The organism is Kitasatospora sp. NPDC024654 (assembly GCF_055559155.1).
The window spans coordinates 1-26,737 of sequence record NZ_JBVHLF010000071.1; the positions used below are offsets into that span (position 1 = coordinate 1).

The following is a 26,737-nucleotide window of genomic DNA, read 5'->3' on the forward strand; positions in this document are numbered from 1 at the left end:
CGACACACCCAGTCAACGCTCCCGACCCCGTCCCGGACACCAGCCAACCGGCCAAACCATCCGAATCACCGATCTGCGAAGTACGGGCCTAGCCGACCGGGCGGTCGCCGGTCGCCTGGTCCAGCAGCTGCTGGTAGGCGTCCGGGGCGGTGGTGAAGGCACCGAGGCCGACCGTCTTGCGCGAGCCGTGGTAGTCGCTGGAGCCGGTGGTGAACAGCCCCAGCTCGGCGGCGAGGCCGCGCAGCGCGGCCCGGGTCTCCTCGTCGTGGTCCACGTGGTCCACCTCCAGTCCGCCGAGGCCGGCCGCCGCCAGGTCGCGGATGACCTGTTCGGAGACCGTCCGCCCGCGCTTGACCGCGCCGGGGTGGGCGAAGACCGGCACCCCGCCGGCCGCCCGGACCAGCTTGACCGCGGTGATCGGGTCGGTCTCGTGCTTCGGCACGTCGGCCCGGCCGCCGTTGGCCAGCCAGTCGGCGGTGAAGGCGTCCGAGACGGTGGCCACCACGCCCGACTCCACCAGCGCGCTGGCGATGTGCGGCCGGCCCACCGATCCTGAACCGGCGATCCGCCGCACCTGCTCCCAGCTGATCGGCGCGCCCAGCTCCCGGCAGCGCTCGACCACCGCCCGGCCGCGGCGGAAGCGGTCGGTGCGCACCAGCTCGCGCTCCTCGGCGAAGGCCGGCTCGGCCGGATCGAAGAGGTAGGCCAGCAGGTGCATGCTGATGCCGTCGACCTGGCAGGACAGCTCGGTGCCGGGGACCAGGGTGAGGGTGCCGGGGGGTAGCGCGCGGACCGCCGCGGCGGCCTCGGCCTGGCCGGCCACCGTGTCGTGGTCGGTCAGCGCCACCACGTCGAGCCCGGCCGCCACCGCCGCCGCGACCAGCTCGGCGGGGCTGTCGGTGCCGTCGGAGGCGTTGCTGTGGGCGTGCAGGTCGATGCGCACGGGGATGGGCTCCAGAGGCTGCCCCGCCGGAGGCGGGGGAGGGGTCGCGGGTCCCCAGGATAGTCAGCCGTCGGTCAGCCGGTCACCGGGCCCAGCAGCCGCGGGGAGAGCGCTCCGCACGGGAGCAGCTTCAACTCGGCACCGGCGTCCCGCAGATCGGTGAGCACCAGCTCGTCGTACATCAGCAGCGCGGACTGCTCGGGCCAGGCGATGGCCCAGAGCCAGAGCCCCAGCGCCTCGCCGACGAAGACCGCGCGGTCCTCCGGGGCGCCGTTCACGTGCCACATCGGGGTCGGCCGGCCGGCCGCCATCAGCTTGGTGTCGGCGGGACGGTTCAGCGAGAGCGCCTCACCCGGATCCGGGCCGGGCAGGCCGGCGTAGCGCGCGCCGAGGCCGATCCCGAGCTCCTCGGCGACCAGCACCAGCTCGCCGAAGCCGCCGAGCGGGGCCGGGCCGGAACAGGCCACCGCGGTGGCCCGGGCGCCCGAGCGATCGTCACCGGCGTGCGCGATGCCGGTGTAGAGCCAGCTGACCGGAAGCGGCCAGGGCAGCCAGATCGGGACCTGCGAGCGGCCCACCGCGACCTCCAGCGCGTCGACGCTGGGCGGCAACACCGGTTGCATCGGATGGACGGTGCCGTGCTTGTCGCACTGCCAGGTGTCGGAGAAGAGACCGGGGGCACGCACCCGGCCGGCGCACCTCGGGCAACTCGGCTCGCCCCTCATAACCGACAACGCTCCTCCCTCCGGACCGCCGCGTCAAGGACGATCACCCGTACGGAGCGCACGCGCTGCTCCGGGAGGTCGACCGGGGCGGTCCCGGATGGGGGATGTCCCGCGCGCGTCGGTGGCAAACGTCGACGGGGGCGTGCGGAAACGCGCGGACGCCCCGTCACCGATCGGATGGTGACGAGGCGTCAGTTGATGGCCGTGGGCCGGCTCGCCGGCCCGGTCCGGCGTCAGGCCGACTGGCACGGACGGATGTAGAGCCGTTCGCCGGTGCGGGCCGCGGTCTCGATGAGATCGCGGGCGGTCTCCGCGTCGACGACCTGCCGGTCGATCGCGGAGCCCTGGTGGTCGTCCAGTCGGAGAATCTCGAAACGCATGGGCATCTCCTTTCCTGACCCCCGCGACTGCCGGGGCTTCGGGGTGCTGCTGCTCTTGCTGCTCTTCGGTCCGGGCCGCGGTGTGGTCGTGGCCACGCTTCCCCCCTGCTGTGCCGAGTGCGACGGCGACGGGACTGCTGAGCCTCGTCCGCCACTGTGGCGGCGGGCTGTTTCGCGCCGGTGCCGCCCCCCAGCCTTCGGTTGGGCGGCGGCCCAACCCGTGACGTGCTGGTTTCGGCATCGCGACGCTCGGGGGGTCCATCGCGCCGTCGGGATGGATGATTCCCGGTCTGAGTCAAATATTACCAGAGCTAACGATTTTTGGCGCGTGCTTATACCGGGCCGCCGCGGCGGGCGGAGAGCCGGGTCCAGCCGGGGACGGTCAGCCGGTGGTGGCCGCGGACCAGAACTCGGCCAGGGCGGCGGCCGTCTCCGCCGGGCGCTCGGCGTTCGGGGAGTGGCCGGCACCGTCCACCAGGACGTAGCGGGCGCCCAGGCGCTCGGCGGTCCGGGCCTGCTCCTCGGGCGGCCAGGCGTAGTCCCGGACCCCGCTGACGGAGAGCTTGGGCAGCGCGGTGGCGGCCAGCAGCGCGGTGCGGTCGGGCTCGCCGAGCAGCCGCTCGCCCATCGCCAGCAGCGCCTCGGGGACGTTGGCCAGCCAGCGCCGGTGCAGGAAGTCGCCGACCTCGGGCGGGAGGGGGACGACCGGATCGCCGCCGCCCTCCTCCATCTGCCGCATCACCTGCCAGATGGTCTCCAGGTCGATCGAGCCCAGCGCGTCCATCAGCAGCTTGGTGCGGGCGGCCTCGGCGGGGTCGATCGGGCCGGGGCCGGTGGAGAGCAGGGTGAGCGAGGCCCAGGGCGCGTCGGCACCCGCGGCGAGCACGGCCTCACGGACCACGTAGCCGCCGAAGGAGTGGCCGAGCAGGTGCACCGGGCCGCCCTCCTCGGCCGCCAGCAGCTCGCCCAGCGAGTGGACGTCGGTGCCGAACTCCGGCAGCGCGTAGGCGGCGGGGTCGGCCGGACCGCCGGTCTCGTACTGGCCGCGCTGGTCGACCGCCACCACCCGGAAGCCGGCCCCGGCGAGCGGCTCCAGCAGGGCGATGAAGTCCTCCTTGCTGCCGGTGAAGCCGGGCACCAGCAGGGCGGTGCCGCGCGGCACACCGGCCGGCTCGGCGCGCAACGCGGCGAACGTGCCGCGGGCGGTGGTCAGCCGCACGGCGCGGGCGCAGGCGGGGAGCGCGAGGAAGGGGGGCGTGCTCATCGCGGGCGTCCTCCGGGGGAGCTGGGCTGGGTCGACCCCGAGCTTAGAGCCTGCGGTCCCGCCAACGGATCTTTCCGCGCCCGCGCCGCCCCGGCCCTCGCCCCCGGCCTTCGCCCTCGCGCTCCACCCTCTCGGCCGGGGAGAGCCGCCGCGGGGCGGGCCGGTGGGGAAGGGCCCGCAGGACGGGCCCCGGGACCGGGAACGCCTCGGGGCGGGCGGATCATCGATCCGCCCGCCCCGAGGGCTACTGGTCACCGTCAGCCGGCGGCCGGGGCCTCCTCGGCCGGGGCCGCGGCCTTGCGGGTGCGCCGGCGCGGGGCCGGCTTCTCCTCGGCGGCCGGGGTCTGTGCGGCCTCGGTCGCCTCGGTGGCCGGGGTGGCCTTCTTGGCGGCGGTCTTGCGGGTGCGGGTGGCCTTCTTGACCGGGGCGGTCGGGGCCTCCTCGGCGCCGGCCTGCTCCGCGGCGGGCGCCTCGGGGGCGGTGGCCTCGGGGGCGGTGGCCGCGACCTTCTTGGCGGTCCGCTTGGCCGCCGTCTTGCGCGGCTTGGTCACGGTCTCCACGGTCTCCACCGCCTCGGCGGCCGGGGTCTGTGCGGCCTCGGTCGCCTCGGTGGCCGGGGTGGCCTTCTTGGCGGCGGTCTTGCGGGTGCGGGTGGCCTTCTTGACCGGGGCGGTCGGGGCCTCCTCGGCGCCGGCCTGCTCCGCGGCGGGCGCCTCGGGGGCGGTGGCCTCGGGAGCGGTGGCCGCGACCTTCTTGGCAGCGGTCTTCCGGGTCCGGGCGGCACGCGGCTTGGTCGCGGTGGTCTCCTCGGCCGGGGCCGGTGCCTGGGCCGGCACGACCGCAGGGGCGGCCTCGACCGCGGCCGGGGCGGGGGTCTCCACGACCGGCTGGGCCGGGGTCTCGACGGCCGGGGCCACCGCGGCCTTGGCGGCCGGGGCCAGCCCGCCGCTCGGGATCACCCGCGCGTTGCGCTCCGGACGGCTCGGAACCGTCGCCGGGGCGACCGACGTGGCCGCCGGCGCCTGGACGGCCCGCGCCACCGCGCCGCTCTCGCCCGTCGCCGCACCGCGCGGCCGACGACGACGCCGGCGCGCTGCCGGCTCGCCCTCGGCGGCGGCCGATGCCGGCGCCTGGGTCGGTGCCAGTGCCGCCGGCGCCTCGACCACGGGGGCCGCCGCGGCCGCCTCGGCCACCGCGGCCGAAGCACCGCCGCGGGTCCGCCGGCGCTCGCGCGGGGCGCGGGCCGGCTTCTCCTCGGCCGCCGGGGCCGCGGCCTCGCCGCGCCCGCCGGACCGGCCACCGCGCGGACGCTCGCCGCGCCCGCCGGTCCGCGGGCCGCGCCCGCCGGTCTCGCCGAGGTCCTCGACCTCCTCGGCGGCCAGCCCGGCCCGGGTGCGCTCGGAGCGGGGCAGCACGCCCTTGGTGCCCGGCGCGATCTTCAGCAGCTCGTAGAGGTGCGCGGAGGTGGAGTAGGTCTCCTCCGGGTCGTTGAAGGAGAGCTCCAGCGCCTTGTTGATCAGCTGCCAGCGCGGGACGTCGTCCCAGTCGACCAGGGTCACCGCGGTGCCCGAGGCGCCGGCCCGCCCGGTCCGGCCGATCCGGTGCAGGTAGGTCTTCTCGTCCTCGGGGCACTGGTAGTTGATGACGTGCGTCACGCCCTCGACGTCGATGCCGCGGGCCGCGACGTCGGTGCAGACCAGCACGTCCACCTTGCCGTTGCGGAAGGCCCGCAGCGCCTGCTCACGGGCGCCCTGGCCGAGGTCGCCGTGGACCGCGCCGGCCGCGAAGCCGCGGCGGGTGAGCTGGTCGGAGACGTCGGCGGCGGTCCGCTTGGTGCGGCAGAAGATCATCGCCAGCCCGCGGCCCTCGGCCTGCAGGATCCGCGAGACCAGCTCGACCTTGTCCAGCGAGTGGGCGCGGAAGACGTGCTGCTCGACGCTGGCGACGGTGGCGCCGGTGTCGTCCGGCGCGGCGGCGCGGATGTGGGTCGGCTGGTTCATGTAGCGGCGGGCGAGGCTGATCACCTGGCCCGGCATGGTGGCCGAGAAGAGCATGGACTGCCGGCGGACCGGCAGCATGCCGAGGATCTTCTCGACGTCGGGCAGGAAGCCCAGGTCGAGCATCTCGTCGGCCTCGTCGAGGACCAGCGCGCGGACCTTCGAGAGGTCGAGCTTGCGCTGGCCGGCCAGGTCGAGCAGCCGGCCCGGGGTGCCGACCACGATGTCGACGCCCTTCTTCAGCGCCTCCACCTGCGGCTCGTAGGCGCGGCCGCCGTAGACCGCGAGGACCCGGACGTTGCGGACCTTGCCGGCGGTCTGCAGGTCGTTGGTGACCTGGGTGCAGAGCTCGCGGGTGGGCACCACGATCAGCGCCTGCGGGCTCTCGGAGAGCTGCTCCTCGGTGGCCCGGCCGGCGTCCACGTCGGCCTGCACGACGACCCGCTCGATCAGCGGGAGCCCGAAGCCGAGGGTCTTGCCGGTGCCGGTCTTGGCCTGGCCGATCACGTCGTGGCCGGTCAGCGCGACCGGGAGGGTCATCTCCTGGATCGGGAAGGGGTGGATGATGCCGACCGACTCGAGCGCCTCGGCGGTCTCCGGGAGGATGCCGAGTTCGCGGAAGGTGGTCTTCGTCGGTTCAGTCGTGGTGGACAGGGTGCTGCCTCTTCCGTGTGGCGGGCCGAGACGAGAGGGCGGCGGGCAGCCGCGCGACCGGTTGGGCCGGGGGGCCCGTTGCCGGCTGCGTGGTCGTGCACGACCGCGCCGGATCCCCGCGGCGTCCGGGCGGGCCGGCCCGGCTGGGCGGCGTCCCGTGGCGTGGGGGAGATGTCCCGTGCGGGGTTCGGCGCGGGACCGGCGCCCTGCGGCGCGGTCCGCGGCGGCCCTCGCTCGGCCACTGATGCGGTGCCTGGCTTGAGGTCCAAGCCAAGGTCGGAGCCGATCGGCTCTCCGACCGGGCATCCGCGTACGTGAGCCCGGCGGTCTCGTACCGGACTCCTCCGGACGAAACGAACCCGCGCGACTGACAAGTCGTGCGGGCACAACGGGCCTCTGTACCACTGTACAGTCAGCCGACGACTCGAACACGTGAGGCGTCGGACACGGTCCGCGGGGCGCTCACGGCTCGGTCTAGAGTGACGCTCCATGGAGACTCAAGGCGACGCCGGCCAGGTCGGCTCGATCGGTGACTGGACGACCTGCTCGGCCGACCCCCACTACCGGGCCGCCGTGCTCGACCTGCTGGGTGCGCTCGCCTACGGCGAGCTGAGCGCCTTCGAGCGGCTCGCCGACGACGCCAAGCTCGCGCCCGGGCTGGCCGACAAGGCCGCGCTGGCCCGGATGGCCTCGGCCGAGTTCCAGCACTACCAGCTGCTGCACGACCGGCTGGCCGAGATCGGCGCCGACCCGACCGAGTCGATGACCCCGTTCGTCGAGCCGCTGGAGTCCTTCCACCGGGTGACCGCGCCCTCGGACTGGCTGGAGGGCCTGGTCAAGGCCTACGTCGGCGACTCGATCGCCACCGACTTCTACCGTGAGGTGGCGGTCCGGCTGGACGACGACACCCGGGAGCTGGTGCTCTCGGTGATGAGCGACACCGGGCACGCGCAGTTCGCGGTGGACAAGGTGCGGCAGGCGATCGAGGAGGACCCGCGGGTCGGCGGGCGCCTCGCGCTCTGGGGCCGGCGGCTGATGGGCGAGGCGCTCAGCCAGGCGCAGCGGGTGGTCGCCGAGCGGGACGCGCTGTCGAACCTGCTGGTCGGCGGGGCCGAGGTGCGGGGCTTCGACCTGGTGGAGGTCGGCAAGATGTTCAATCGGATCACCGAGGCGCACACCAAGCGGATGAGCGCGCTCGGGCTGGCCTCCTAGCCTCCTCCGCGCGCTCGGCGCCGCCGGCGGCGTCTTCAGGCGGGGCGGTGCCGGCGGTGGCGGCGGGCCCGGTGCCGGCCGGCCAGGTCCGGGCGGGCCAGCACCGAGGTCAGCAGGCCGGTGCCGACCGCGGCGATCACGATCGTCCGCAGCGAGTCGGAGCCGCCCAGCGCGGCTCGCGCGACCAGGCCGCTGAGCAGGGCCGACACCAGCGCCGTCCCGACCGTCAGCTGGCGCGACATCGGAAAGTGGCCGGGCCACAGCAGCACGGCGCCGAACCCGGCCAGCAGGCCGATCAGCGTGAACGCGATCGCTTCGACGGGCAAGGGCACGGCCGACCTCCCGAGATGGTCCAGGTGCTTGCTGTGAGCACCTCCATACCCGGGGCCATCGCGTTCTACGCCTGCCGGTCCGACCTCTGCCGGGCCGACCTCTGCCGGGCCGACACGACGCTGCCCGCCGCCCCCGACGGGGACGGCGGGCAGCGCCCGGGCCGGTTCAGATGGTGCCGAAGCCGACCTTGCGCGCGGCCTGCTCGCCGATCTCGACGTACGCCAGGCGCTCGGCCGGGACGATGATGCGGCGGCCGTGCTCGTCGGTCAGCGAGAACAGCTTCGAGGTGCCGTCCACCGCCTTGGCGATGGCGTTCTCGATCTCATCGGCAGTCTGCGGGCTCTCGATCACGATCTCGCGGGGCGCGTTCTGCACGCCGATCTTGACCTCCACGGCTTCCGTCCCTCCGGGGTTGCAGCCATCCACGCGCGGTTGCCGCCCCCGATCGAACACCGGTGCGCGGCAGCGCGCCGTACGGCTTCACCTTAGAGCAACGACGCGTGAGCGGGGCGGATCAGTCCGCGGCGGGCGACTGGCCCGCGGCCGGGCCGTGCTCGCCGGGGTGCATCGGGAATCCCTTGAGACCGCGCCAGGCGAGGCTGGCGACCAGCCGGACCGCCTCCTCGCGGGGGATCTCGCCGCCCTGGGAGAGCCAGTACCGGGCGGTGATCTGGGCCAGCCCGCAGACGCCGGCGGCGAGCAGCTTGGCCTCCGCCTCGGGCAGGTCGGTGTCCTCCGCGATCACCTTGCTGACCAGGGTGGCGCTGAGGTCGGCGGCCCGCTCCACCCGCTCGCGCACGGCCGGCTCGTTGGTCAGGTCGGACTCGAAGACCAGCCGGAACGCGCCGGACTCGCTGGCGACGTAGTGGAAGTACGCCTCCATGGTCGCGGCGACCCGCTGCTTGTTGTCGGTGGTGGCGTCCAGCGCCGCCCGGGTGGACTCGACCAGGGCGTCGCAGTGCTTGTCCAGCAGCGCGAGGTAGAGCTCCAACTTCCCCGGGAAGTGCTGGTACAGCACCGGCTTGCTGACTCCGGCCCGCTCGGCGATGTCGTCCATCGCGGCGGCGTGGTAGCCCTGGGCGACGAACACCTCCTGCGCCGCTCCGAGCAGCTGCTCCCGGCGGGCGCTACGCGGCAGGCGGGCACCGCGCGGGCGGTCCTGGGCCTCCTGGATGGCCGTCACGGCGCTCCTCATTTCACGGTCGACTGCACGTGCCCGGCCGGCGTTCCGGCCGGTGTGCCGCGGGTGGGTCGTGCTGGGCTGGTCGGGGGCTGATTCTACGTTTCGGTAACCCGGGCCGCCCCCGGTCGGACCGGGGAAAGCGCAGCTCTCGGGTTGTCGGGTGCCCACAATACGGCGCGCGACCGGGTCCTTGACCAGAGTCTCACTACCATCATCTCCCATGAGCACTGAGCAGCAGGGGCGGTCGAGGTCGGGCCAGCAGTCGCCGCGGCGGGTGGCCGACGGGCCGGGCCCGCGCCCGCCGGCCGGCCGCGACGGGCTCTGGGAGACCCGCACCGTCGAGGTGCCGGGCGCCGTCCTGTCGGTCACCGGGCCGACCGCGGACGCCTCCGCCGGACTGCCCGAGGCGCTCTTCGTGCACGGCCTGGGCGGCTCGGCGGAGAACTGGACCGAGCTGATGGTCGAGCTGGACGGCGTGGTCCGGGGCGAGGCGCTGGACCTGCCCGGTTTCGGCTGGTCGGCCCCGCCGCTGGACGGCAATCTCTCGGTCTCCGGGCACGTCCGGGCGGTGATCGGCTACCTGGAGGCGACCGGCCGCGGCCCCGTGCACCTGTTCGGCAACTCGCTGGGCGGCGCGGTCGCGGTGCGGCTCGCCGCGCTCCGGCCGGACCTGGTCTCCAGCCTGGTGCTGGTCTCCCCGGCACTGCCCGAGCTGCCGCCGCAGCGCACCGCGTTGCCCACCGGGCTGCTGGCGGTGCCCGGGGTGCCCCGGCTGCTGCAGCGGGTGCCGGCCGGCGGGCGCAGCGTCGAGCAGGCCACCGACGGGCTGCTCGACCTGGTGTACGGCAACGCCCGGGCGATCCCGCCCGAGCGGCGGGAGACGGCGGTGGCCGAGTACCGGCGGCGGATGGCGTTGCCGTACGCGCTCCAGGTGCTGGTCGGCTCGGCCCGCGGGATCGTCTCGGCCTACACCGAGCGCGGTGACCAGGCGCTCTGGCGGCAGGCCGAGCGCGTCGAGGTGCCGGTGCTGCTGGTGTACGGGCTGCGCGACAAGCTGGTCTCGTACCGCTCGGCGGCCAGGGCCTGCGCGGCCTTCCGGGACGCCCGGCTGCTGGTGCTGCCGGAGTCCGGGCACGTGGCGATGATGGAGCACCCGGAGCAGGTGGCGCGCTCGGCCCGGGAGTTCCTGCGCGAGGTTCTCGCCGCGGCGGAATGACGGGGGTGGGCCGGCCGAACGTCGGGCGCGGCCCGAGGTTACGGCCTTTCACTCGTTCAGGTGGCGGCCGGGCCCTGGGGCGCTGGGCGGCGGGCGTTCGGGCCTACCGTCGTGATGTCGGACCGAACAGGTGTGGGGGCGCGGCCGCCGGCGGGCCGGGCGGGCTTCGGGGGTGTGGTCGAGGTAGGCCGGCGGCGTCCGGCTGGGGGCGGCCGGGCGGCGGCGCGTGGGGGCGCCGGGCGGCCGGGCCGCGGGCAGTGCCGAGGGCCTGACCGGGCCGTTCCGCTGGTCCGTCCGCATCAGCCCGTCCATCGGGTTCCGTACCGTTCTGCCTCTGGAGGTCGTCGTGCGTATCGCCCTGCTCACCGAGAGCACCCAGTCCGCCGCGCGGAGTGGCGGCTCCGGGTGGTGCGGCCGGCTCGCGGCGGGTCTGCCGGAGCACGAGTTCGACCGCTACCTGCTGCTCCCGAAGCCGGTGCCCGCGGAGCCGGGCGGGGTGTCGCCGGGGGTGCGCGCCTTCGCGCTGGGCGGTCCGCGGCCGAGCGGCCGGCTGCCGGGCGCGGTCCGCCGGCGGCAGTACGCCCGGGCCTACCGCGAGCTGGTCGCGGCGCTGGTGCTGCCGCGCGAGCGGGCCTCGTTCGGGCCGGGGCTGTACCGGCTGGCCGAGCTGGCGGCGGACGGCGCGCTGCCCGCCTTCCTGGCCTCCGGCCAGGCCCACGCCGCGTTGGAGGCGCTCTGGCGCTCACCGGGCGCCGACACCGCGGCCGGGCAGCCGTTGCTCCGGGACGTCCTGGTGGCCGGCGACCTGCTGGAGCGGTGCCTGCGTCCGCTGGCCGCGCCCTGGTACGGCGACGGGCCGGGCGGGCTGGGCGGGGCCGATCTCTGCCACGTGGTCGGCGGCGGTCCGGCGGCGCTGCCCGCACTGGTCGCGAAGCAGCGGTACGGCATGCCGTTCCTGCTCACCGAGCACGGGTCGCACCTGCGCGAGCAGTACCTGGGCCACCGGCTGGGGGCGGGCCCCTCCACGCCGGTCCGGGCGTTGCTGCTCGGCTACGCCCGGCTGCTCGCCGCCGAGACCTACCGGCAGGCCGCGGTGCTCACCTCGGGCAGCGCCTTCGACCGCGAGTGGCAGCTGCGCGGTGGCGCCCTGCCGGAGCGGAGCCGGGTGGTGCGCCGCGGCCTGCCGGCGGTCTCCAGACCAGCGGCCGGCCCGGAGCCGGACCGGCCTACCCTGGTCTGGGTCGGTGACCTCGCGCCGGGCACCGACCCGGAGTTGATGCTGCACGCCTTCGCCCGGGTGCGGGCCGAGCTGCCCGGGACGCGCCTGCGGATGTACGGCGGCGAGGGGCGGCCCGGGTACCGCGCGCACTGCCGCTCCGTGGCCGCCCGGCTCGGGTTGGGCGGCGGAACGGAGCCCGCGGTCCGCTTCGTCGACCGCCCCGAGCGGCTCGCCGAGGCCTGGGCGGCCGGCACCGTCCTGGTCCGCACCGACCGCGCGCCGCACGGGCCGCGGTTGCTGGCCGACGCGATGCTCAGCGGCCGGGCGCTGGTGGCCACCGAGGTCGGGGTGGCCCGCGAGGTGGTCGGTCCGGGCGGCCTGCTGGTGCCGCCGGGCGAGCCGGAGGCGCTGGCGCTGGCCTGCCGGGCGCTGCTGGCCGACCAGGAGCGCCGGGCCCGGCTCGGGCTGGCCGGCCGGCTGCGCGCGCAGGAGCTGTTCGCGCCGGAGCCGGAGTCGGCCGCGTTCCGTGAGGTCTATCTGGAGCTGGTCGCGCACTGGCCGGCCTTCCCGGCCGACGGGTGGCGGGCGGGCGCGCCGCCCCGGCCGTTCGCCCGGCCCGCCGAGTTCTGGGTGGCGGGGGCGGTCGGCAGCGACGCGCCGCTGGCGGAGGCGCGCTGATGTCCGGTGATCCGGTGCGGGAGCTGATGGTGGCGCACCGCGCGCTCTGCGAGCGGGCCAGCCATCCGCTGGAGATCGCGGCAGGGCTGGAGGAGGCCGGGATCGGCGCCGCCGCGGTCGGGCGCTACCGGCACGGTGACGTCTTCTCGCTGGCCGAGGAGCTGTTCGCCCGGGTGCCGCGGAATCCCGGCGAGCCGGGCGGCCGGCCGTCGCCCGATCCCGTGCCGCAGGTCGACCGGGCCGGCCGGGACGTCGGGTACCGGCTCGGTACCGCGGCCGCGCTGCTCGGCCTGTTGCTGCTCCCGCTGGCCGCCCGGCCCCCGGCGCGGGCCGGCGCGCTGGTGCTGGCGGCGCTGCTCGCGCTCCCGGCGGCCGGCGGGGCGGCCCGCTGGGCCCGGCACGCCGGCCGGGCGCAGCTGGACTCGGCCCGGTCGATCGCCGAGTTCCGGGCCCGGATGCGGCCGGTGCTGCCGGTCGCGCTGGCGTTCCAGCTGGTGGCCCTGGCGTTGACCGGGTTCGTCGCGCTGGGCGGGCAGACGGCGCTGGACCCGCCGCCCGGCGGCCTGCTCCCCGCCGTGCTGCGGCGGGCCGGGGTGCTGCCGTGGGCCGGGCTGGGCACGCTCGGACTGTTGATCGGGTCGGCGGCGGTGCTGCGCCGGTGCGGGCGGCCGGCCGCCGCACTGGCCGGGCCGCTGGTGGCCGACGGGCTCGCCGCCGTGCTGTTGGCGCTGCGCGCGCTCGGCCTGCTACCCGGCCGGGTGCTGCCGCCGGCCGCGCTGCCGGCCGTCGCGGCCGGGGCGGCGGCCGTGCTGCTGCTGCCGCGCGCCTGGACCGCGCTCGGCCGGCCGGGCAGCCACCGCTGAGTTTCTCCCCCCGTTCCGTTCGCTGTTCTCGTGGAAGGACACCCCCGATGAGGGTGCTGCTGCTGGGTGCCGACGGCTATCTCGGCCGCCGGGTCGCCGACCGTCTGCTACTGGACCGGGACCTCCAGGTCACCGTCCTCGGCCGGCGCGACTCGGCCGACATCCGGTTCGACCTGTCGGCCGGGAGCCCGGGCGCGCTGGCCCGGTTCCTGGACGCGGTGGCGCCGCAGGTGGTGATCAACTGCGCCGGCGCGACCTACGGCACGCCGCGGACCCTGGTGCGGGCCAACACCACCGCGGTGGCCACGGTCTGCGAGGCGATCCGGCGCAGCCGGGAGCCGGCCCGGCTGGTGCACCTGGGGTCGGCGGCCGAGTACGGGCCGGTGCCGGCCGGCGCGCCGATCGCGGAGACCGCGGAGCCGCGGCCGGTCGGCCCGTACGGGGTCTCCAAGCTGGCCGGCACCGAGCTGGTGCTGGCCTCCGGGCTGGACGCCGCGGTGCTGCGGGTCTTCGACGTGGTCGGCCCGGGCGCGCCGGCCGCCTCGCTCTTCGGGCGGCTGGCCGAGGGGCTGCGCCGGGCGCTGGAGCAGCAGGAGGCGCAGGTCCGGATGCCGGACCTGTCCGCCTACCGGGACTTCGTGGACGTCCGGGACGTCGCGCAGGCGGTCCGGGCGGCGGCGGTCTCGGCGGCCACCGGCGTGATCAACATCGGCAGCGGGCACTCGGTCCGGGCCCGCGAGGCGGCGTACCTGCTGGTCCGGGCGTCCGGCTTCGAGGGGGTGCTGACCGAGGAGGCGCGGACGGTGGTGGTACCCGTGCAGCCGGCCGGCGAGCCCGGGGAGCCGCGTGGCGCGGAGGCCAGGCCGCTGGGCGAGCCGGTGCCCTGGCGGCAGGCCGACGTGCGGACCGCGCGCGAGCGGCTCGGCTGGCGGGCGCACACCCCGCTGGAGGAGTCGCTGGGCGACGTCTGGCTGGAGACCGCCTGCCGGGTCTGAGACGGCCGTGCCCGGTCGGGACGGAACGCCGCGCAGGTCCCACGATCCGGCGCGGCGTGTCTCGCCTGGCGGACGCGCTGTCTCGGAATAGCGGGGCGGCGTGACACTGTTGGCGTAGTCACCATCGAAATGACGACCATCGGAGTCCCCGTGTCGCTGCCACCCCTGGTCGAGCCGGCTGCTGAGCTCACCGTCGACGAGGTCCGCCGGTACTCCCGCCACCTGATCATCCCGGACGTCGGGATGGCCGGGCAGAAGCGGCTGAAGAACGCCAAGGTGCTCTGCGTGGGCGCCGGCGGCCTCGGTTCGCCGGCCCTGATGTACCTGGCCGCGGCGGGTGTGGGCACGCTCGGCATCGTCGAGTTCGACACCGTGGACGAGTCCAACCTGCAGCGGCAGATCATCCACGGCCAGTCCGACGTGGGCCGTTCCAAGGCCGAGTCCGCGCGTGACTCGGTCAAGGAGATCAACCCCTACGTCAACGTGATCCTGCACGAGGACCGGCTCGACAACTCCAACGTCATGGAGATCTTCGCCGGCTACGACCTGATCGTGGACGGCACCGACAACTTCGCCACCCGCTACCTGGTGAACGACGCCGCGGTGCTGCTCGGCAAGCCGTACGTCTGGGGCTCGATCTACCGCTTCGACGGCCAGGCCAGCGTCTTCTGGGCCGAGCACGGCCCGTGCTACCGCTGCCTCTACCCGGAGGCCCCGCCGCCGGGCATGGTGCCGTCCTGCGCCGAGGGCGGCGTGCTGGGCGTGCTCTGCGCCTCGATCGGCTCGATCCAGGTCACCGAGGCGATCAAGCTGCTGGCCGGGGTCGGCGAGCCGCTGGTCGGCCGGCTGATGATCTACGACGCGCTGGAGATGAACTACCGTCAGGTCAAGGTCCGCAAGGATCCGAACTGCGCGCTCTGCGGCGAGAACCCGACGGTCACCGAGCTGATCGACTACGAGGCGTTCTGCGGCGTGATCTCGGAGGAGGCCCAGGAGGCCGCCTTCGGCTCGACGATCACCCCGAAGCAGCTCAAGGAGATGCAGGACGACAAGGAGGACATCCTCCTGGTCGACGTCCGCGAGCCCAACGAGTACGAGATCGTCAACATCCCGGGCGCCGTGCTGATCCCGAAGAACGAGTTCCTGATGGGCGACGCGCTGGAGCGGATGCCGCAGGACAAGAAGATCGTGCTGCACTGCAAGACCGGGGTCCGCTCGGCCGAGGTGCTGGCCGTGCTGAAGTCCGCGGGCTTCGCCGACGCGGTGCACGTGGGCGGCGGCGTGATCGGCTGGGTCAACCAGATCGAGCCGGAGAAGCCGGTCTACTAGGCGGCGTGACGCGTACGGCGGGCCGGTCCCCCGGGGGCCGGCCCGCCGTCGTGCTCAGAGCGCGTCCTTGCGCTGCAGGTAGGTGTAGGCGAGCCAGCCGGGCAGCACCGGGAGCCAGAAGGTGAGCGCCCGGAACAGGAAGACCGCCGAGGTCGCGGTGGCCGCCGGCAGGCCGCCCAGGCCCAGCGCGGTGATCAGGGCCAGCTCGACCGGGCCGATGCCGCCCGGGGTGGGCACCGCCGACCCGGCCGCGTTGGCGGTCAGGAAGATCACCGCGATCGCCGCGTAGCTCATCGAGCCGCCGAAGGCGTGCACCGAGGCGTCCAGGCAGGCGGTGAACGCCAGGGTCAGCAGCACGATGCCGCCGAAGCCGGTGACCAGCTTGCTGGGCGTCTGCATCAGGTCGAGCATCCGCGGCACCACGCCGAAGAAGAGCGAGCGCAGCCGGGTCACCACGAACCGGCGCAGCGGCGAGACCGCGGCCACCACCAGGGCGAGCACCGCGGCGGTGAGCACCCCGATGATCACCGCCCGCTGGCTACCCAGGTCCCCGTTGCCCTGGGTGCCGGTGATCAGGCCGAAGGCGAAGAGCAGCAGCAGGTGGCCGCCGAGCCCGGCGAGCTGCGAGGCGCCGACGCTGGCCACCGCCTGGCCGGGCCGGACGCCGGCCTTCTGCAGGTAGCGGGTGTTCAGCGCGATGCCGCCGATCGCGGCGGGCGCCACCAGCTTGACGAACGAGCCGGCCAGCTGGGCCGCGACCGTCCGCCGGAACGGCAGCCGCTCCGGCACGAACCCGGTCAGGCTCATCGCCGCCGCGCCGTAGCTGGCCGCGGCGGCCGCGACGGCGACCGCGGTCCAGGCCCAGTTCATGTGCGAGAGCTTCAGCTGGCCCGGCTGGATGGTGGTCACCGCCAGGTAGGCGGCGAAGGCCAGCGCGATCAGCATGATCAGGCTCTTCGGCTTCAGCCGCTCCAGCTTGACGGGGGCCAGCGGTGCCTCGGGGACGACCGCCAGGATCTCCTGGCGGATCCGGCTGAGCAGGTCCTCGCCGGCGGCGGCGATGTCCTCCTCGGCCTGCTCGCGGGTCCGCACGCCGGCCGCCACCTGCTCCAGCGCCTGCGCCTGCGCGGCGGCCTTGCGCTCCTTGGCGAGCCGGGCCAGGTCGGCGCGGGTCTGCCGGCTCATGCCGACCGGCTGCAGCAGCGGCAGCGAGGCGGCGACCCGCTCCGGGCCGAGCACCCGGTTGGCCACCGCCACCGCCCGCTGCGGGCCGACCCGCAGCGCGAAGGTGGTGAGCAGCTGGGCGACGTCGATCCGCAGGGTCAGCTCGCCGGCCGCGATGTCCCCGCCGGAGAGGTTGACCAGGGCGCCCAGCCGGTCGTCCACCACCAGCAGCGACTCGCCGGTCAGCCGCCGGTGGGCGATCCGGCGCTGGTGCAGGGCGGCGACCGACTCCCAGAACGAGACCATCACGTCGTCGGTGATCTGCTCGTCGGTCAGCTCGTCGAGGGCGTGGCCCTCGACCTTCTCGTACACCAGGATCGCGGCGTCCGGGCCCAGCTCGGAGGTGGCCACCAGCTGCGGCGCCTGAGCTCCGGCGGCGGCCGCCGCGTAGGCGATCAGCGCTTCCTGTTCGAGGGCCTGGCGCAGCGACTGCGGGCTGCGCCGGACCGCCACCGAGCGCAGCCGCAGCCGGCGCCAGAGGCGGTAGAAGAAGCCGGAGGCCTGCTGCTCGCGGTCGACGATGTGGACGTCGAGCGGTGGGCCGTTCTGCTGGTTGACGTAGTAGCGGCGGGTGCCGCCGGGGGCGTCCGGTGCGCGGTGGGCGTCGGCCGGGGTGAAGCCGACCCGGCGCAGGCCGAGCATCAGGTGCTGGCCGGTCGGGCGGATGTTCGGCGAGCCGATCGCGTAGAGCGTTCCGTACGCCACCGACCAGCCGATCAGCACGGTGAGCAGCAGTGACAGCACGGTGGTGTAGCCGCTGATCAGCTCGGTGGCGCCGCTGAGCACCACCACCGTCCACAGCGCCACCCGCCAGCGCGGTCGGCTGACCATGCCGACCGCGGTCATGTAGGCGATCACCGGCGCCAGGTAGCCGTGCACCGGGTCGGTCAGCGGGCCGGCGCTGTTGTTGGCGAGCCTGGTCAGCGCGGAGCGGACGGCCGGCGAGGCGCCCTCGGCCACCCACCAGTCGACGGCCAGCGACACGCCGTACGCGAGGACCGAGGCGAGCACGCCGTCGGCCACCCGCAGGCCGTCGCGCTTGATCAGCCGTTCGACCGCGAAGGCGACCGGGACGGCCAGCACCGCCACGCTGGAGACCAGGCTGCCGACGGTGCTCAGCCAGGCCGGGATGTACGCGGCGTTGGTCTTGATGTCCAGCTCGATGCCGCTGGTGGTGGAGGTGGCGATGCCGGCGATCACGAAGAGCGCGGCGATGCCGAACACTCCGGCCAGGAAGCGGATCAGGTCGGACGGGCGGTGCGCGCGGGCGGCCAGCAGCGGCTCGTCGATCGCCAGGTGGTCCGCGTCCTCCGTCGGCCCGGGCCGCGGCTCCGGCCGGGGTTCGGGCGCGGGCTGCGTCGTAGGCCCGGGCCGGGGCTCGGGTCGGGGATCCGCGGTGGTGGAGGGCGTGGCCGGGTGCGGCACCGGTGGCCGGGGCCGCTTGACCAGCGAGACGACCGGGCGCTCGGAGGCGGGTACCTCGGCGCCGGACTCGTCGGAGCCCTCGCCGTGCGCCACGTCAACCGTCCCGGTCATCTGGTCTTGTCCTCGTATCACCACTCACCGCCTCGAAGATGGTGGCATGCCGAGCCGCCGCCCGCTGGACAGGGGCCGAACCGGGCACGACAAATCCCTCCGGAGGGGACCGGCGCCTCCCCCGGATGGGGAAGAATGCCCGGATGACGGACAACAGCACGGATGACGGCCCGGCCGCGGGCCCCACCGCCTTCGCCGAGCTGGTGCTCGACCTGGTCGACCGTATCCCGCCGGGGCGGGTGATGACGTACGGGGACGTCGCCGAGTACCTGGAGCAGGGCGGGCCACGGCAGGTCGGCCGGGTGATGGCGCTCTACGGTGGCGCGGTGCCGTGGTGGCGGGTGGTGCGCGCGGACGGTGCCCTGCTGCCCGGCCACGAGCACCGGGCGCTGGCCGAGTACCGCGCCGAGGGCACACCGCTGCGGACCGCCGGCCGGGCGGCCGAGAGCGCGCCGCGGATCGACCTGCGGCGGGCGCGCTGGGACGGACGGTAGTTCGGGCACAGCTCCATCCTGCGCCTCCGCGTCCGCGACCAGGGCCCTGACCGGCGCATTCGTCCGGACGCGCGCCGGTCGCTCCCGCGGTCTCGTAGGCTCGGAGGCCGCGCTTTCCCGCGCTTTCCAGTACTTTTCCCGCACTCCCTCCGCGAAGGACCGGCCCAGGACACCGTGAGCTCCCCCTACCGTCTGGTGCGCAGCCCGCTCACCCCGCCCGCCCCGCCCGTGCTGGACCCGTACCAGCGGGCCGTGGCCGAGCACGCCGGGGGGCCGCTGCTGGTGCTGGCCGGGCCGGGCACCGGCAAGACCACCACGCTGGTGGAGTCGGTGGCCCGGCGGATCGAGCGGGGCACCGATCCGGAGCGGATCCTGGTGCTGACCTTCAGCCGCAAGGCGGCGATGGAGCTGCGTGACCGGATGGCCGTCCGACTCGGCCGCGCGCCGCAGACCACCACCTTCCACTCCTACTGCTACGCCCTGCTGCGGGCCCACCAGGAGCCGGCGCGGTTCGCCGAGCCGCTGCGGCTGCTCTCCGGGCCGGAGCAGGACGTGATGGTCCGCGAGCTGCTGGCCGGCGACGCCGAGGACGCGGCAGCCGGGGGCTGGGGGAGGATCGAGTGGCCGCTGGACCTGCGGGCCTGCCTGACCACCCGCGGCTTCGCCGACGAGGTCCGCGCGGTGCTGGCGCGCAGCCGGGAGCTCGGGCTGGGGGAGGCCGAGCTGGCCCGCTTCGCGGCCGGCGTGCGGCGGCCGGACTGGGCGGCGGCGGCGCACTTCCTGGCCGACTACCTGGACGTGCTGGATCTGCGCGGGGTGCTGGACTACGCGGAGCTGGTGCACCGCGCGGTGCTGCTCGCCGAGCGTCCGGAGGTCGGGGCGCGGTTGCGCGAGCGGTACGACGTGGTCTTCGTCGACGAGTACCAGGACACCGACCCGGCGCAGGTGCGGCTGCTGCGGCAGCTGGCGGGCGACGGGCGCGACCTGGTGGCGGTGGGCGACCCGGACCAGTCGATCTACGCCTTCCGCGGCGCCGACGTCAACGGGATCCTGGACTTCCCGCGGCAGTTCCGCCGGCGCGACGGCCGGCCGGCCGAGGTGAAGGTGCTGCGGGTCTCCCGGCGCTCGGGCGCCAGGCTGCTGGCCGCCTCGCGCGAGCTGGCCCGGCGGCTGCCGATGGGCCGGCTGCCGGCCGAGAAGCTGGCCGAGCACCGGGCGCTGCTGCCCGGGAAGGCCGGTGAGGGCCGGGTCGAGGTCTACACCTTCCCGACGCCGGGGGCCGAGCTGGACAGCGTGGCCGACCTGCTGCGCCGGGCCCACCTGGAGGACGGGGTCCCGTGGGGGGAGATGGCGGTGCTGGTGCGGGCCGGCGCGCGGGCGATACCCGGGGTGCGGCGGGCGCTCAGCGCGGCCGGCGTGCCGCTGGAGATCGACGGCGACGACCTGCCGCTGCGCGAGGAGCCCGCGGTGCAGCAGTTGCTGCTGGCGCTGCGGGTGTGCGCGGAGGGTGCGGCGCTGGAGCGGGCCATGCTGGCCGAGAAGTCGGCGGGGTCGACTTTCGCCGCCCAGGCCGCGGAGGAGCCGCTGACCGCCGAGGTGGCGCAGACCCTGCTCACCGGCCCGCTCGGCGGCCTGGACGGCGCCGACCTGCGCCGACTCGGTCGCGCGCTGCGCGAGGAGGAGCGCGCGGCGCTGCGAGCCGAGGAACCGTGGGCAGGCCTTCCGGTGGCCCCGCGGTCGGATGACGCGGAGCCGGGGCGCGGATCGCGGGTCGTGCGCTCGGCGGAGGAGCTCATCCGGGAGGCGCTCGCCGAGCCCGAGCGCCTGCTCACGCTGGACTCCGTGCCCGCCCGCCGGGCCCGTGAGCTGGGCACCCTGCTGCGCAAGGTCCGGGACCTGCTGCGCGGCGGCGGCACCGGCGAGGAGGCGCTCTGGGAGCTCTGGGACGGTAGCCCGCGCTGGCGCGAGCGGCTGGAGCGCGCTGCACTGCGCGGTGGTGCGCCGGGGCGCAACGCCGACCGCGACCTGGACGCCGTCTGCGCCCTGTTCGAGACCGCGGCCCGCGCCGAGGACCGGATCACCGGCCACCGCGGCGCGCTGGACCTGCTGGCCGAGCTGGCGGCCCAGGACATCGCCGCCGACACCCTCACCACCCGCACCACCCGCGCCGAGGCGGTCCGGCTGATGACCGCGCACCGGTCGAAGGGCCTGGAGTGGCGGGTGGTCGTGGTGGCCGGCGTCCAGGAGGGCCTCTGGCCGGACCTGCGCCGCCGCGGCTCGCTGCTGGAGGCCGACCGGATCGGCCGGGACGGCCTGGCCGAGCCGCTCACCCCCGGCGCGCTGCTGGCCGAGGAGCGCCGGCTCTTCTACGTCGCCGCCACCCGGGCCAAGGAGCGGCTGATCGTCACCGCCGTCAAGGCCCCGGTCGACGACGGCGACGAGCCCTCCCGCTTCCTGCGCGAGCTCTACCGCGAGGAGCTCGACCCGCGGACCGGCAAGGTGCTGCGCCGGACCCCCGCGGTCACCGTCGAGGACGTCACGCACCGCCCCCGCCGCCCGCTCTCGGTGCCCGCGCTGGTCGCCGAGCTGCGCGCGGTCACCGTCGACCCGACCCGCTCGCCGGAGCTGCGCCGCGCCGCCGCCGAGCGGCTGGCCCGGCTGGCCGCCGCCACCGACGAGACGGGTGTCCCGCTGGTGCCGGCGGCCCGTCCGGAGAGTTGGTGGGGCATGGCCGACCCGACCAGCAACCCGGTCCCGCTGCGCGAGCCGGACCAGCCGGTCCAGCTCTCCGGCAGTGGTCTGGAGCAGCTGGACTCCTGCGCGCTGCAGTGGTTCCTGACCAAGGAGGTCAAGGCGCAGCCGGCCAGCTCCGGCGCCCAGGGCTTCGGCAACGTGCTGCACGCGCTGGCCGACGAGGTGGGGTCCGGCCGCACCCCGGCCGACCTGGCCGTGCTGATGGAGCGGCTGGACACGGTCTGGGACGCGCTGGCCTTCGACGCGCCGTGGAAGTCGGACCAGGAGAAGGGGCAGGCCCGGGCCGCCCTGGAGCGCTTCCTGCACTGGCACGTGCTGGAGCGCGGCCGGACCACGCTGGCCACCGAGCACGGCTTCGACCTGACCCTGCCGGTGGGCGGGGTGGCGGTGCGGATCCGCGGCGTGATGGACCGGGTCGAGCAGGACGCGGTCGGCCGTGCCTACGTGGTCGACTTCAAGACCGGCAAGCAGCCGCCCACCGACAAGTCGCTGCCCGAGCACAAGCAGCTGGCGGTCTACCAGCTGGCGGTCCGCGAGGGTGCGCTGGACGAGCTGGTGAACCCCCGCCCGCCGCTCGGCGGGGCCGAGCTGGTGCAGCTGCGGATCGAGGACCGCAAGGACCTGGACGCCCCGAAGGTCCAGCAGCAGGCCCCGCCGGACGGCGAGCCGTGGATCGAGAACCTGCTGGCCGACGCGGCGGGCCGGGTGCTCGCCGAGCGGTTCACCCCGACCGCCGGCACCGGCTGCGCCCGCTGCTCGTTCCGCCGCAGCTGCTCGGCCCAGCGGGACGGCCGCCAGCTGGTCGAGTAGGCCGGGCACCCCGAGCGGCCGGCCGGCCTGTCCGAGCGTCCGGTTACCGTGGTCGGCGTGACCCCCGTGCTCGACCACCCCGACCAGCTCAAGGAGCTGCTCGGCATCCCCTTCAACCGGGAGCAGATGCTGGCCATCGGCGCCCCGCTGGAGCCTGCCGTGATCGTCGCCGGGGCGGGCTCCGGCAAGACCACGGTGATGGCGGCCCGGGTGGTCTGGCTGGTCGGCTCGGGCGCGGTCCGGCCCGAGGAGGTGCTCGGCCTGACCTTCACCAACAAGGCCGCCGCCGAGCTGGCCGAGCGGGTCCGCACCGCGCTGGCCCGGGTCGGGGGCCCCTGGGAGCCCTCCCAGTCGGAGGCCGGGGGAGAGCCGGAGATCGCCACCTACCACGCCTTCGCCGGCCGGCTGCTCAAGGAGCACGGCCTGCGGATCGGCATCGAGCCGGACGTCCGGCTGCTCGCCGACGCCACCCGGTTCCAGCTGGCGGCCCGCGTGCTGCGCTCGGCCCGCGGCCCGTTCCCGCACCTCAGGGACACCTTCAGCACCCTGGTCGCGGAGCTGACCGCGCTGGACGGCGAGCTGGCCGAGCACCTGGTCGAGCCGGAGCTCCTGCGCGCCTTCGACCAGCGGCTGCTGGACGAGCTGGCGACCGCCAAGCTCTCCAACGCCGAGCTGCGCGCCGTCCCGGAGGCCGCCCGCGGCCGGCAGGAGCTGCTGCGGCTGGTCGAGGAGTACCGCCGCCGCAAGTCCGCCGCCGGTCTGATGGACTTCGGCGACCAGATAGCCGCCTGCGCCCGGCTGGCGATCGAGCGTCCCGAGGTGGGCCGGCTGCTGCGCGCCCAGTACAAGGTGGTGCTGCTCGACGAGTACCAGGACACCTCGGTCGCCCAACGCCTGCTGCTGTCCGGCCTGTTCGGCACCGGCGGCCACCCGGTCACCGCGGTCGGCGACCCGTGCCAGGCGATCTACGGCTGGCGCGGCGCCTCGGTGGCCAACCTGGACGACTTCCCCGAGCACTTCCCGCGCGCCGACGGCACCGCGGCCGCCCGCCTCTCGCTGAGCGAGAACCGGCGCAGCGGCGGCCGGCTGCTGGCCTTCGCCAACCGGCTCGCCGCGCCGCTGCGGGCCCGGCACGAGGGCGTCGAGGCGCTGCGCCCGGCGCCCGGCGCCGAGCTGGACGGCTTCGCCCGGGTCGCGCTGCTGCCCACCCACGCCGAGGAGGTGGGCTGGCTGGCCGACTCGATCGCCCATCTGGTGCGCACCGGTACCGCGCCCGGCCGGATCGCGGTGCTCTGCCGCGGCGGCGCGGCCTTCCCCGACCTGCACGCCGCGCTGGTGGCCCGGGAGGTCCCGGTCGAGGTGGTCGGCCTGGGCGGCCTGCTGCAGCTGCCCGAGGTGGCCGACCTGGTCGCGGTCTGCGAGGTGCTGCAGGATCCGACCGCCAACGCCGCGCTGGTCCGGTTGCTGATCGGCCCGCGCTGGCGGATCGGCCCGCGCGACCTGGCGCTGCTCGGTCGGCGGGCCGCCGAGCTGGTCCGCACCGCCCGCCCGGACGACACCGATCCCCTCGCCGCCGCCGTCGCGGAGACCGACCCGACCGAGGTGGTCTCGCTCTCCGACGCGCTGGAGACCTTCCTGGACGCCGCCCAGCCGGACGAGCTGCCGTTCTCGCCGGAGGCCCGGGTCCGCTTCGCGCGCTGCGCCCGGGAGATCCGCGAGCTGCGCCGCTCGCTGGCCGAGCCGCTGATGGACGTGCTGCACCGGGTGCTCGCGGTCACCGGCCTGGAGGTCGAGCTGTCCGCCTCGCCGCAGGCGCTGGCCGCCCGCCGGCGCGAGACGCTGCACGGCTTCCTGGACGTCGCGGCGGGCTTCGCCGATCTGGACGGCGATCCCGGGCTGGCCGCCTTCCTGGCCTTCCTCCGGGCCGCCCAGGAGTACGACAGCGGCCTGGACAGCAGCCTGCCGGGCGGCGAGGACACCGTGAAGGTGCTCACCGCGCACAAGTCCAAGGGCCTGGAGTGGGACGTGGTCGCGGTGCCCGGCCTGGTCCGCGGCGCCTTCCCGTCCAGCCGGACCAGGGAGCGCTGGACCAGCCGGCGGCACGTGCTGCCGCACGAGCTGCGCGGGGACGCGGCGACCCTGCCCACCGTCCCGGGCTGGACGGGCAAGGGCCTGGGCGCCTTCCGGGAGGCGCTCCAGGAGCAGACCGCCACCGAGGAGCTGCGCCTGGGCTACGTCGCCTTCACGCGCCCACGCTCGCTGCTGCTGGCCTCCGGCCACTGGTGGGGCCCGAGCCAGAAGACCGTGCGCGGCCCCTCCGACTTCCTGGAGGAGCTGCGCGGGCACGCCGAGCGGCCGGGGTGCGGCGAGGTCGAGCACTGGGCCGAGCCGCCGCTGGAGGGGGCCGTCAACCCGGCCCTGGAGCAGGCGGTGGAGACGCGGTGGCCGCTGCCGCTGGATCCGGCCGCCCAGCTGACCCGGCGCCGGGTGGCCGAGGTGGTCTCCCGTCGGCTGGCCGGTGAGCCGGCCCCCGAACCGGAGCGGCTGGCGTCCGAGGAGCAGCGCCAGGTCGCCTCCTGGGATCGTGATCTGACCGCGCTGCTGGGTGAGTTGGAGCGCTCGCGGCGGACCGTCCGGGAGGTCCCGGTGCCGGCCTCGCTGTCGGCCTCCCAGCTGATGCGGCTGGCCGCCGATCCGGACGGCTTCGCGCACGAGCTGGCCCGCCCGCTGCCCCGCCCGCCGCGTCCGGAGGCCCGCCGCGGGGTCCGCCTGCACGCCTGGATCCAGTCCCGGTTCACGCCGCTGGCGCTGTTCGAGCCGGACGCCCTGCCGGGTGCCGAGGAGGTGGACATCGCCGACGAGCACGACCTGGCGCAGCTCAAGGAGGCCTTCCTGCGCGGCCCGTACGCGGGGCGCACCCCCTACCGGGTCGAGGCGCCGGTCCAGTTGCTGCTCGGTGGCCGGGTGGTGCGCGGCCGGATCGACGCGGTGTACCGCGAGCGTGACGATGACCCAGGGTCACCGGCGACTGTCCGTTACGAGCTGGTGGACTGGAAGACGGGCCGCCAGGAGACCGCCGACCCGCTGCAGTTGGCGATCTACCGGGTCGCCTGGGCCGAGCAGCAGGGGGTTCCGCTGGAGCAGGTCACCGCCGCCTTCTGTTTCATCCGCAGCGGCCGGATCCACAGGCCGGTCGGACTTCCTGACCGGAACACGTTGGAAACGCTTCTGGTCGGGAAGAGTGATTAATAGGTCACAGAGAGCATTCAAGTCGTCACGGAGTCGCGCGAAACCTGTGTGCACTGCACGTTTCGCGCCTATTGTGGGGTCGTTAACCGGCCATCCGCGTTTTTCCGGCCACCGGACGGGTCCCCGATCCTCACCCTCAGTCATCGCCGCAGGTGCTCCTCGTTCGGGGAGCGCTCGGCGCCTTCCGCTGGAGACACCGAAGTTGAGCGCGACCGGATGGTTCCGAGACCGGCTTGCCGGTCCGACCCGGGGTCCGGCCACCGTCCGCCCGACGGGGACCTGGCCGCGGACCGCCCTGGCCCTGCCGTTCATCGGCATGGCACTGGTGATGTGTCTGGACTACTTCAGCAACACGGCGGTGACGGTCGAACCGGCCCTCACCGCGATACCGGCCCTCGCGGCGATCGTCAGCCGCCGGGTCTGGTACCCGATCCTGATCGGCTCGCTGTCGGAGGTCGCCGCGTTCGCGATGGCGACCTACAACGACGTGCTCGGGCAGTCCGTGCACAGCGCCACGGTCTTCGCGATCGCCCTGGTCACCGCGATCAGCTGGGTCAGCGCGACGCTGCGGGTCCGTCAGGAGCAGGCGCTGGCGGACGCCCAGCTGGTGGCCGAGATCGCCCGCCGGGTGCTGCTGCGCTCGGTGCCGGACCGGGTCGGCAGCCTCCGGACGGCCGTGCACTACGCGGCGGCCGCGGCGCACGCCCGGATCGGCGGCGACCTCTACGAGGTGGTCAACACCCGGCACGGGGTGCGCGCGGTGGTCGGCGACGTGCGGGGCAAGGGGCTGGGCGCGGTGGAGACCGCGGCGGCCGTGCTCGGCGCGTTCCGCGAGGCCGCGCACCAGGAGGCCGCGCTGGAGCGGGTGGCCGGCTGGCTGGCCGTCAGCCTGGACCGCGCGCTGCACGAGCACGACCACCCCGGCGTCGAGGAGGAGTTCGTCACCCTGGTGCTGATCGGGGTGGGCCCGGACGGCAGCGCGGAGATCGTCAACTGCGGCCACCCGGCCCCGTTGCTGATCGGCGGCGAGGGTGGGGTGCGGGCGCTGGAACTCGCCGAAACGGTTCCCCCGTTGGGCGTGCTGGACCCGGACCAGGTCGCGCCGCCGGTGCTCCGGGTGCCGCTGCGGCCCGGCGACCGGGTGCTGCTCTTCACCGACGGCGTGATCGAGGCGCGGGACCGGGCCGGCCGGTTCTACCCGCTGGTCGAGCGGCTGCCCGAGTGCGCGGCGGGAGGCCCGGTGGAGGTGCTGGGCCGGCTGCACGCCGACGTGGTCCGGCACGTCGGGCGACCGTTGGGCGACGACGCGGCGATGCTGCTGCTGCAGTACGAGCCGCTGCCGGACGGCCCGCGCCTGCCTCACCAGGGCGGCCGACTGGCCCGCCAGTAACGGGGGTCAGAGCTCGACCTCGACCACCAGTGGGCGGTGGTCCGAGACGCCGACCCGGGGCACCGCGGTGCCGCCGACCGCGGTGCGCGGCACGCCGACCGCGAGCACGTGGTCGAACTGCACGGCCGGGCGGTGCGAGGGGTAGGTCGGGGTGCGTGCCAGGTCGTGCCAGCCCTGGAGCTGCGGGCGCGGCTCACGCGCCCGGCGGCGGGGGGGGGGGGGGGGGGGAGGGCCGGGGGAGGGGGGGGGGGGGGGGGGGGGGGTGGGTTTGTGGGGTTGCGGCTTCCGG

19 protein-coding genes are annotated in these 26,737 nt (G+C 75.4%); 10 read left to right on the top strand and 9 right to left on the bottom strand.

All coding sequences use genetic code 11. The annotated features are described in order from the left end of the window. Positions 1-88 precede the first annotated feature (88 nt). The 5 genes from ACZ38L_RS30140 to ACZ38L_RS30160 form a co-directional block, all read right to left on the bottom strand. The gene (locus ACZ38L_RS30140; protein WP_465699146.1) at positions 89-943 is read right to left on the bottom strand and encodes a PHP domain-containing protein; all 855 of its coding nucleotides are present in this window, start codon (positions 941-943) and stop codon (positions 89-91) included. A gap of 74 nt (positions 944-1,017) precedes the next feature. Then, a complete protein-coding gene (locus tag ACZ38L_RS30145; RefSeq protein WP_396557804.1) occupies positions 1,018-1,668 on the bottom strand; it encodes a DUF6758 family protein in 651 nt (216 codons plus the stop codon). Positions 1,669-1,901: 233 nt separating this feature from the next. Next, positions 1,902-2,048, bottom strand: coding sequence for a hypothetical protein (locus ACZ38L_RS30150; protein WP_396557802.1), 147 nt, complete (start codon positions 2,046-2,048; stop codon positions 1,902-1,904). Positions 2,049-2,430: 382 nt separating this feature from the next. Continuing rightward, positions 2,431-3,312, bottom strand: a complete 882-nt coding sequence (locus tag ACZ38L_RS30155) for an alpha/beta fold hydrolase (protein ID WP_465699149.1) — start codon at positions 3,310-3,312, stop codon at positions 2,431-2,433. Between the two features lie 257 nt (positions 3,313-3,569). Next, positions 3,570-5,963, bottom strand: coding sequence for a DEAD/DEAH box helicase (locus ACZ38L_RS30160; RefSeq protein ID WP_465699210.1), 2,394 nt, complete (start codon positions 5,961-5,963; stop codon positions 3,570-3,572). Positions 5,964-6,452: 489 nt separating this feature from the next. Between ACZ38L_RS30160 and ACZ38L_RS30165 the strand changes: the two genes are divergently transcribed. Then, entirely contained in the window at positions 6,453-7,175 is a 723-nt protein-coding gene (locus tag ACZ38L_RS30165) for a ferritin-like fold-containing protein (RefSeq protein ID WP_396557796.1), read from the top strand. Between the two features lie 35 nt (positions 7,176-7,210). On the opposite strand, the gene ACZ38L_RS30170 is transcribed toward ACZ38L_RS30165, so the two are convergent. The 3 genes from ACZ38L_RS30170 to ACZ38L_RS30180 form a co-directional block, all read right to left on the bottom strand. Continuing rightward, complete coding sequence (locus ACZ38L_RS30170) at positions 7,211-7,507, bottom strand: hypothetical protein (protein ID WP_465699152.1); 297 nt, start codon at positions 7,505-7,507, stop codon at positions 7,211-7,213. 166 nt (positions 7,508-7,673) lie between these two features. Further along, on the bottom strand, positions 7,674-7,901 hold the full coding sequence (locus ACZ38L_RS30175) for a DUF3107 domain-containing protein (protein WP_396557792.1): 228 nt from the start codon (positions 7,899-7,901) through the stop codon (positions 7,674-7,676). Positions 7,902-8,022: 121 nt separating this feature from the next. Further along, a complete protein-coding gene (locus ACZ38L_RS30180; protein WP_396557790.1) occupies positions 8,023-8,691 on the bottom strand; it encodes a TetR/AcrR family transcriptional regulator in 669 nt (222 codons plus the stop codon). A 220-nt stretch (positions 8,692-8,911) separates the two neighbouring features. On the opposite strand from ACZ38L_RS30180, the gene ACZ38L_RS30185 reads away from it, so the two are divergent. From ACZ38L_RS30185 to moeZ, 5 genes are all read left to right on the top strand, one after another. Continuing rightward, a complete protein-coding gene (locus ACZ38L_RS30185) occupies positions 8,912-9,907 on the top strand; it encodes an alpha/beta fold hydrolase (RefSeq protein WP_465699155.1) in 996 nt (331 codons plus the stop codon). 346 nt (positions 9,908-10,253) lie between these two features. Continuing rightward, positions 10,254-11,804: a DUF3492 domain-containing protein gene (locus tag ACZ38L_RS30190; protein ID WP_465699157.1), complete on the top strand. Its 1,551-nt coding sequence runs from the start codon at positions 10,254-10,256 to the stop codon at positions 11,802-11,804. Next, positions 11,804-12,667: a hypothetical protein gene (locus ACZ38L_RS30195; protein ID WP_465699159.1), complete on the top strand. Its 864-nt coding sequence runs from the start codon at positions 11,804-11,806 to the stop codon at positions 12,665-12,667. The genes ACZ38L_RS30190 and ACZ38L_RS30195 overlap by 1 nt, the downstream gene beginning before the upstream one ends. 47 nt (positions 12,668-12,714) lie before the next feature. After that, complete coding sequence (locus ACZ38L_RS30200) at positions 12,715-13,662, top strand: NAD-dependent epimerase/dehydratase family protein (RefSeq protein ID WP_465699161.1); 948 nt, start codon at positions 12,715-12,717, stop codon at positions 13,660-13,662. A gap of 150 nt (positions 13,663-13,812) precedes the next feature. Beyond that, positions 13,813-14,991, top strand: coding sequence for an adenylyltransferase/sulfurtransferase MoeZ (moeZ, locus tag ACZ38L_RS30205; RefSeq protein WP_465699163.1), 1,179 nt, complete (start codon positions 13,813-13,815; stop codon positions 14,989-14,991). Positions 14,992-15,045: 54 nt separating this feature from the next. On the opposite strand, the gene ACZ38L_RS30210 is transcribed toward moeZ, so the two are convergent. Further along, positions 15,046-17,751 (bottom strand): lysylphosphatidylglycerol synthase domain-containing protein, encoded by a 2,706-nt coding sequence (locus tag ACZ38L_RS30210; RefSeq protein WP_465699166.1) that lies wholly within the window; start codon positions 17,749-17,751, stop codon positions 15,046-15,048. A gap of 143 nt (positions 17,752-17,894) precedes the next feature. Here ACZ38L_RS30210 and ACZ38L_RS30215 point away from each other — a divergent pair, with 143 nt between their 5' ends. The 4 genes from ACZ38L_RS30215 to ACZ38L_RS30230 all read left to right on the top strand — a co-directional run bounded on the left by ACZ38L_RS30215 (position 17,895) and on the right by ACZ38L_RS30230 (position 26,448). Next, a complete protein-coding gene (locus ACZ38L_RS30215) occupies positions 17,895-18,245 on the top strand; it encodes an MGMT family protein (RefSeq protein ID WP_465699168.1) in 351 nt (116 codons plus the stop codon). 174 nt (positions 18,246-18,419) lie between these two features. Next, complete coding sequence (locus ACZ38L_RS30220; RefSeq protein WP_465699170.1) at positions 18,420-21,809, top strand: ATP-dependent helicase; 3,390 nt, start codon at positions 18,420-18,422, stop codon at positions 21,807-21,809. A 57-nt stretch (positions 21,810-21,866) separates the two neighbouring features. After that, on the top strand, positions 21,867-25,058 hold the full coding sequence (locus tag ACZ38L_RS30225; RefSeq protein ID WP_465699174.1) for an ATP-dependent DNA helicase: 3,192 nt from the start codon (positions 21,867-21,869) through the stop codon (positions 25,056-25,058). Between the two features lie 202 nt (positions 25,059-25,260). Continuing rightward, complete coding sequence (locus tag ACZ38L_RS30230; RefSeq protein ID WP_465699178.1) at positions 25,261-26,448, top strand: PP2C family protein-serine/threonine phosphatase; 1,188 nt, start codon at positions 25,261-25,263, stop codon at positions 26,446-26,448. The last annotated feature ends 289 nt before the right edge of the window (positions 26,449-26,737 follow it).

What these genes read in the sequence shown, in the direction of transcription:
- ACZ38L_RS30145 (WP_396557804.1), bottom strand. Translation starts at nt 1,668, where the DNA reads ATGAGGGGCGAGCCGAGTTGCCCGAGGTGCGCCGGCCGGGTGCGTGCC.
- ACZ38L_RS30150 (WP_396557802.1), bottom strand. Translation starts at nt 2,048, where the DNA reads ATGCGTTTCGAGATTCTCCGACTGGACGACCACCAGGGCTCCGCGATC.
- ACZ38L_RS30155 (WP_465699149.1), bottom strand. Translation starts at nt 3,312, where the DNA reads ATGAGCACGCCCCCCTTCCTCGCGCTCCCCGCCTGCGCCCGCGCCGTG.
- ACZ38L_RS30165 (WP_396557796.1), top strand. Translation starts at nt 6,453, where the DNA reads ATGGAGACTCAAGGCGACGCCGGCCAGGTCGGCTCGATCGGTGACTGG.
- ACZ38L_RS30185 (WP_465699155.1), top strand. Translation starts at nt 8,912, where the DNA reads ATGAGCACTGAGCAGCAGGGGCGGTCGAGGTCGGGCCAGCAGTCGCCG.
- ACZ38L_RS30195 (WP_465699159.1), top strand. Translation starts at nt 11,804, where the DNA reads ATGTCCGGTGATCCGGTGCGGGAGCTGATGGTGGCGCACCGCGCGCTC.
- ACZ38L_RS30200 (WP_465699161.1), top strand. Translation starts at nt 12,715, where the DNA reads ATGAGGGTGCTGCTGCTGGGTGCCGACGGCTATCTCGGCCGCCGGGTC.
- ACZ38L_RS30210 (WP_465699166.1), bottom strand. Translation starts at nt 17,751, where the DNA reads ATGACCGGGACGGTTGACGTGGCGCACGGCGAGGGCTCCGACGAGTCC.
- ACZ38L_RS30215 (WP_465699168.1), top strand. Translation starts at nt 17,895, where the DNA reads ATGACGGACAACAGCACGGATGACGGCCCGGCCGCGGGCCCCACCGCC.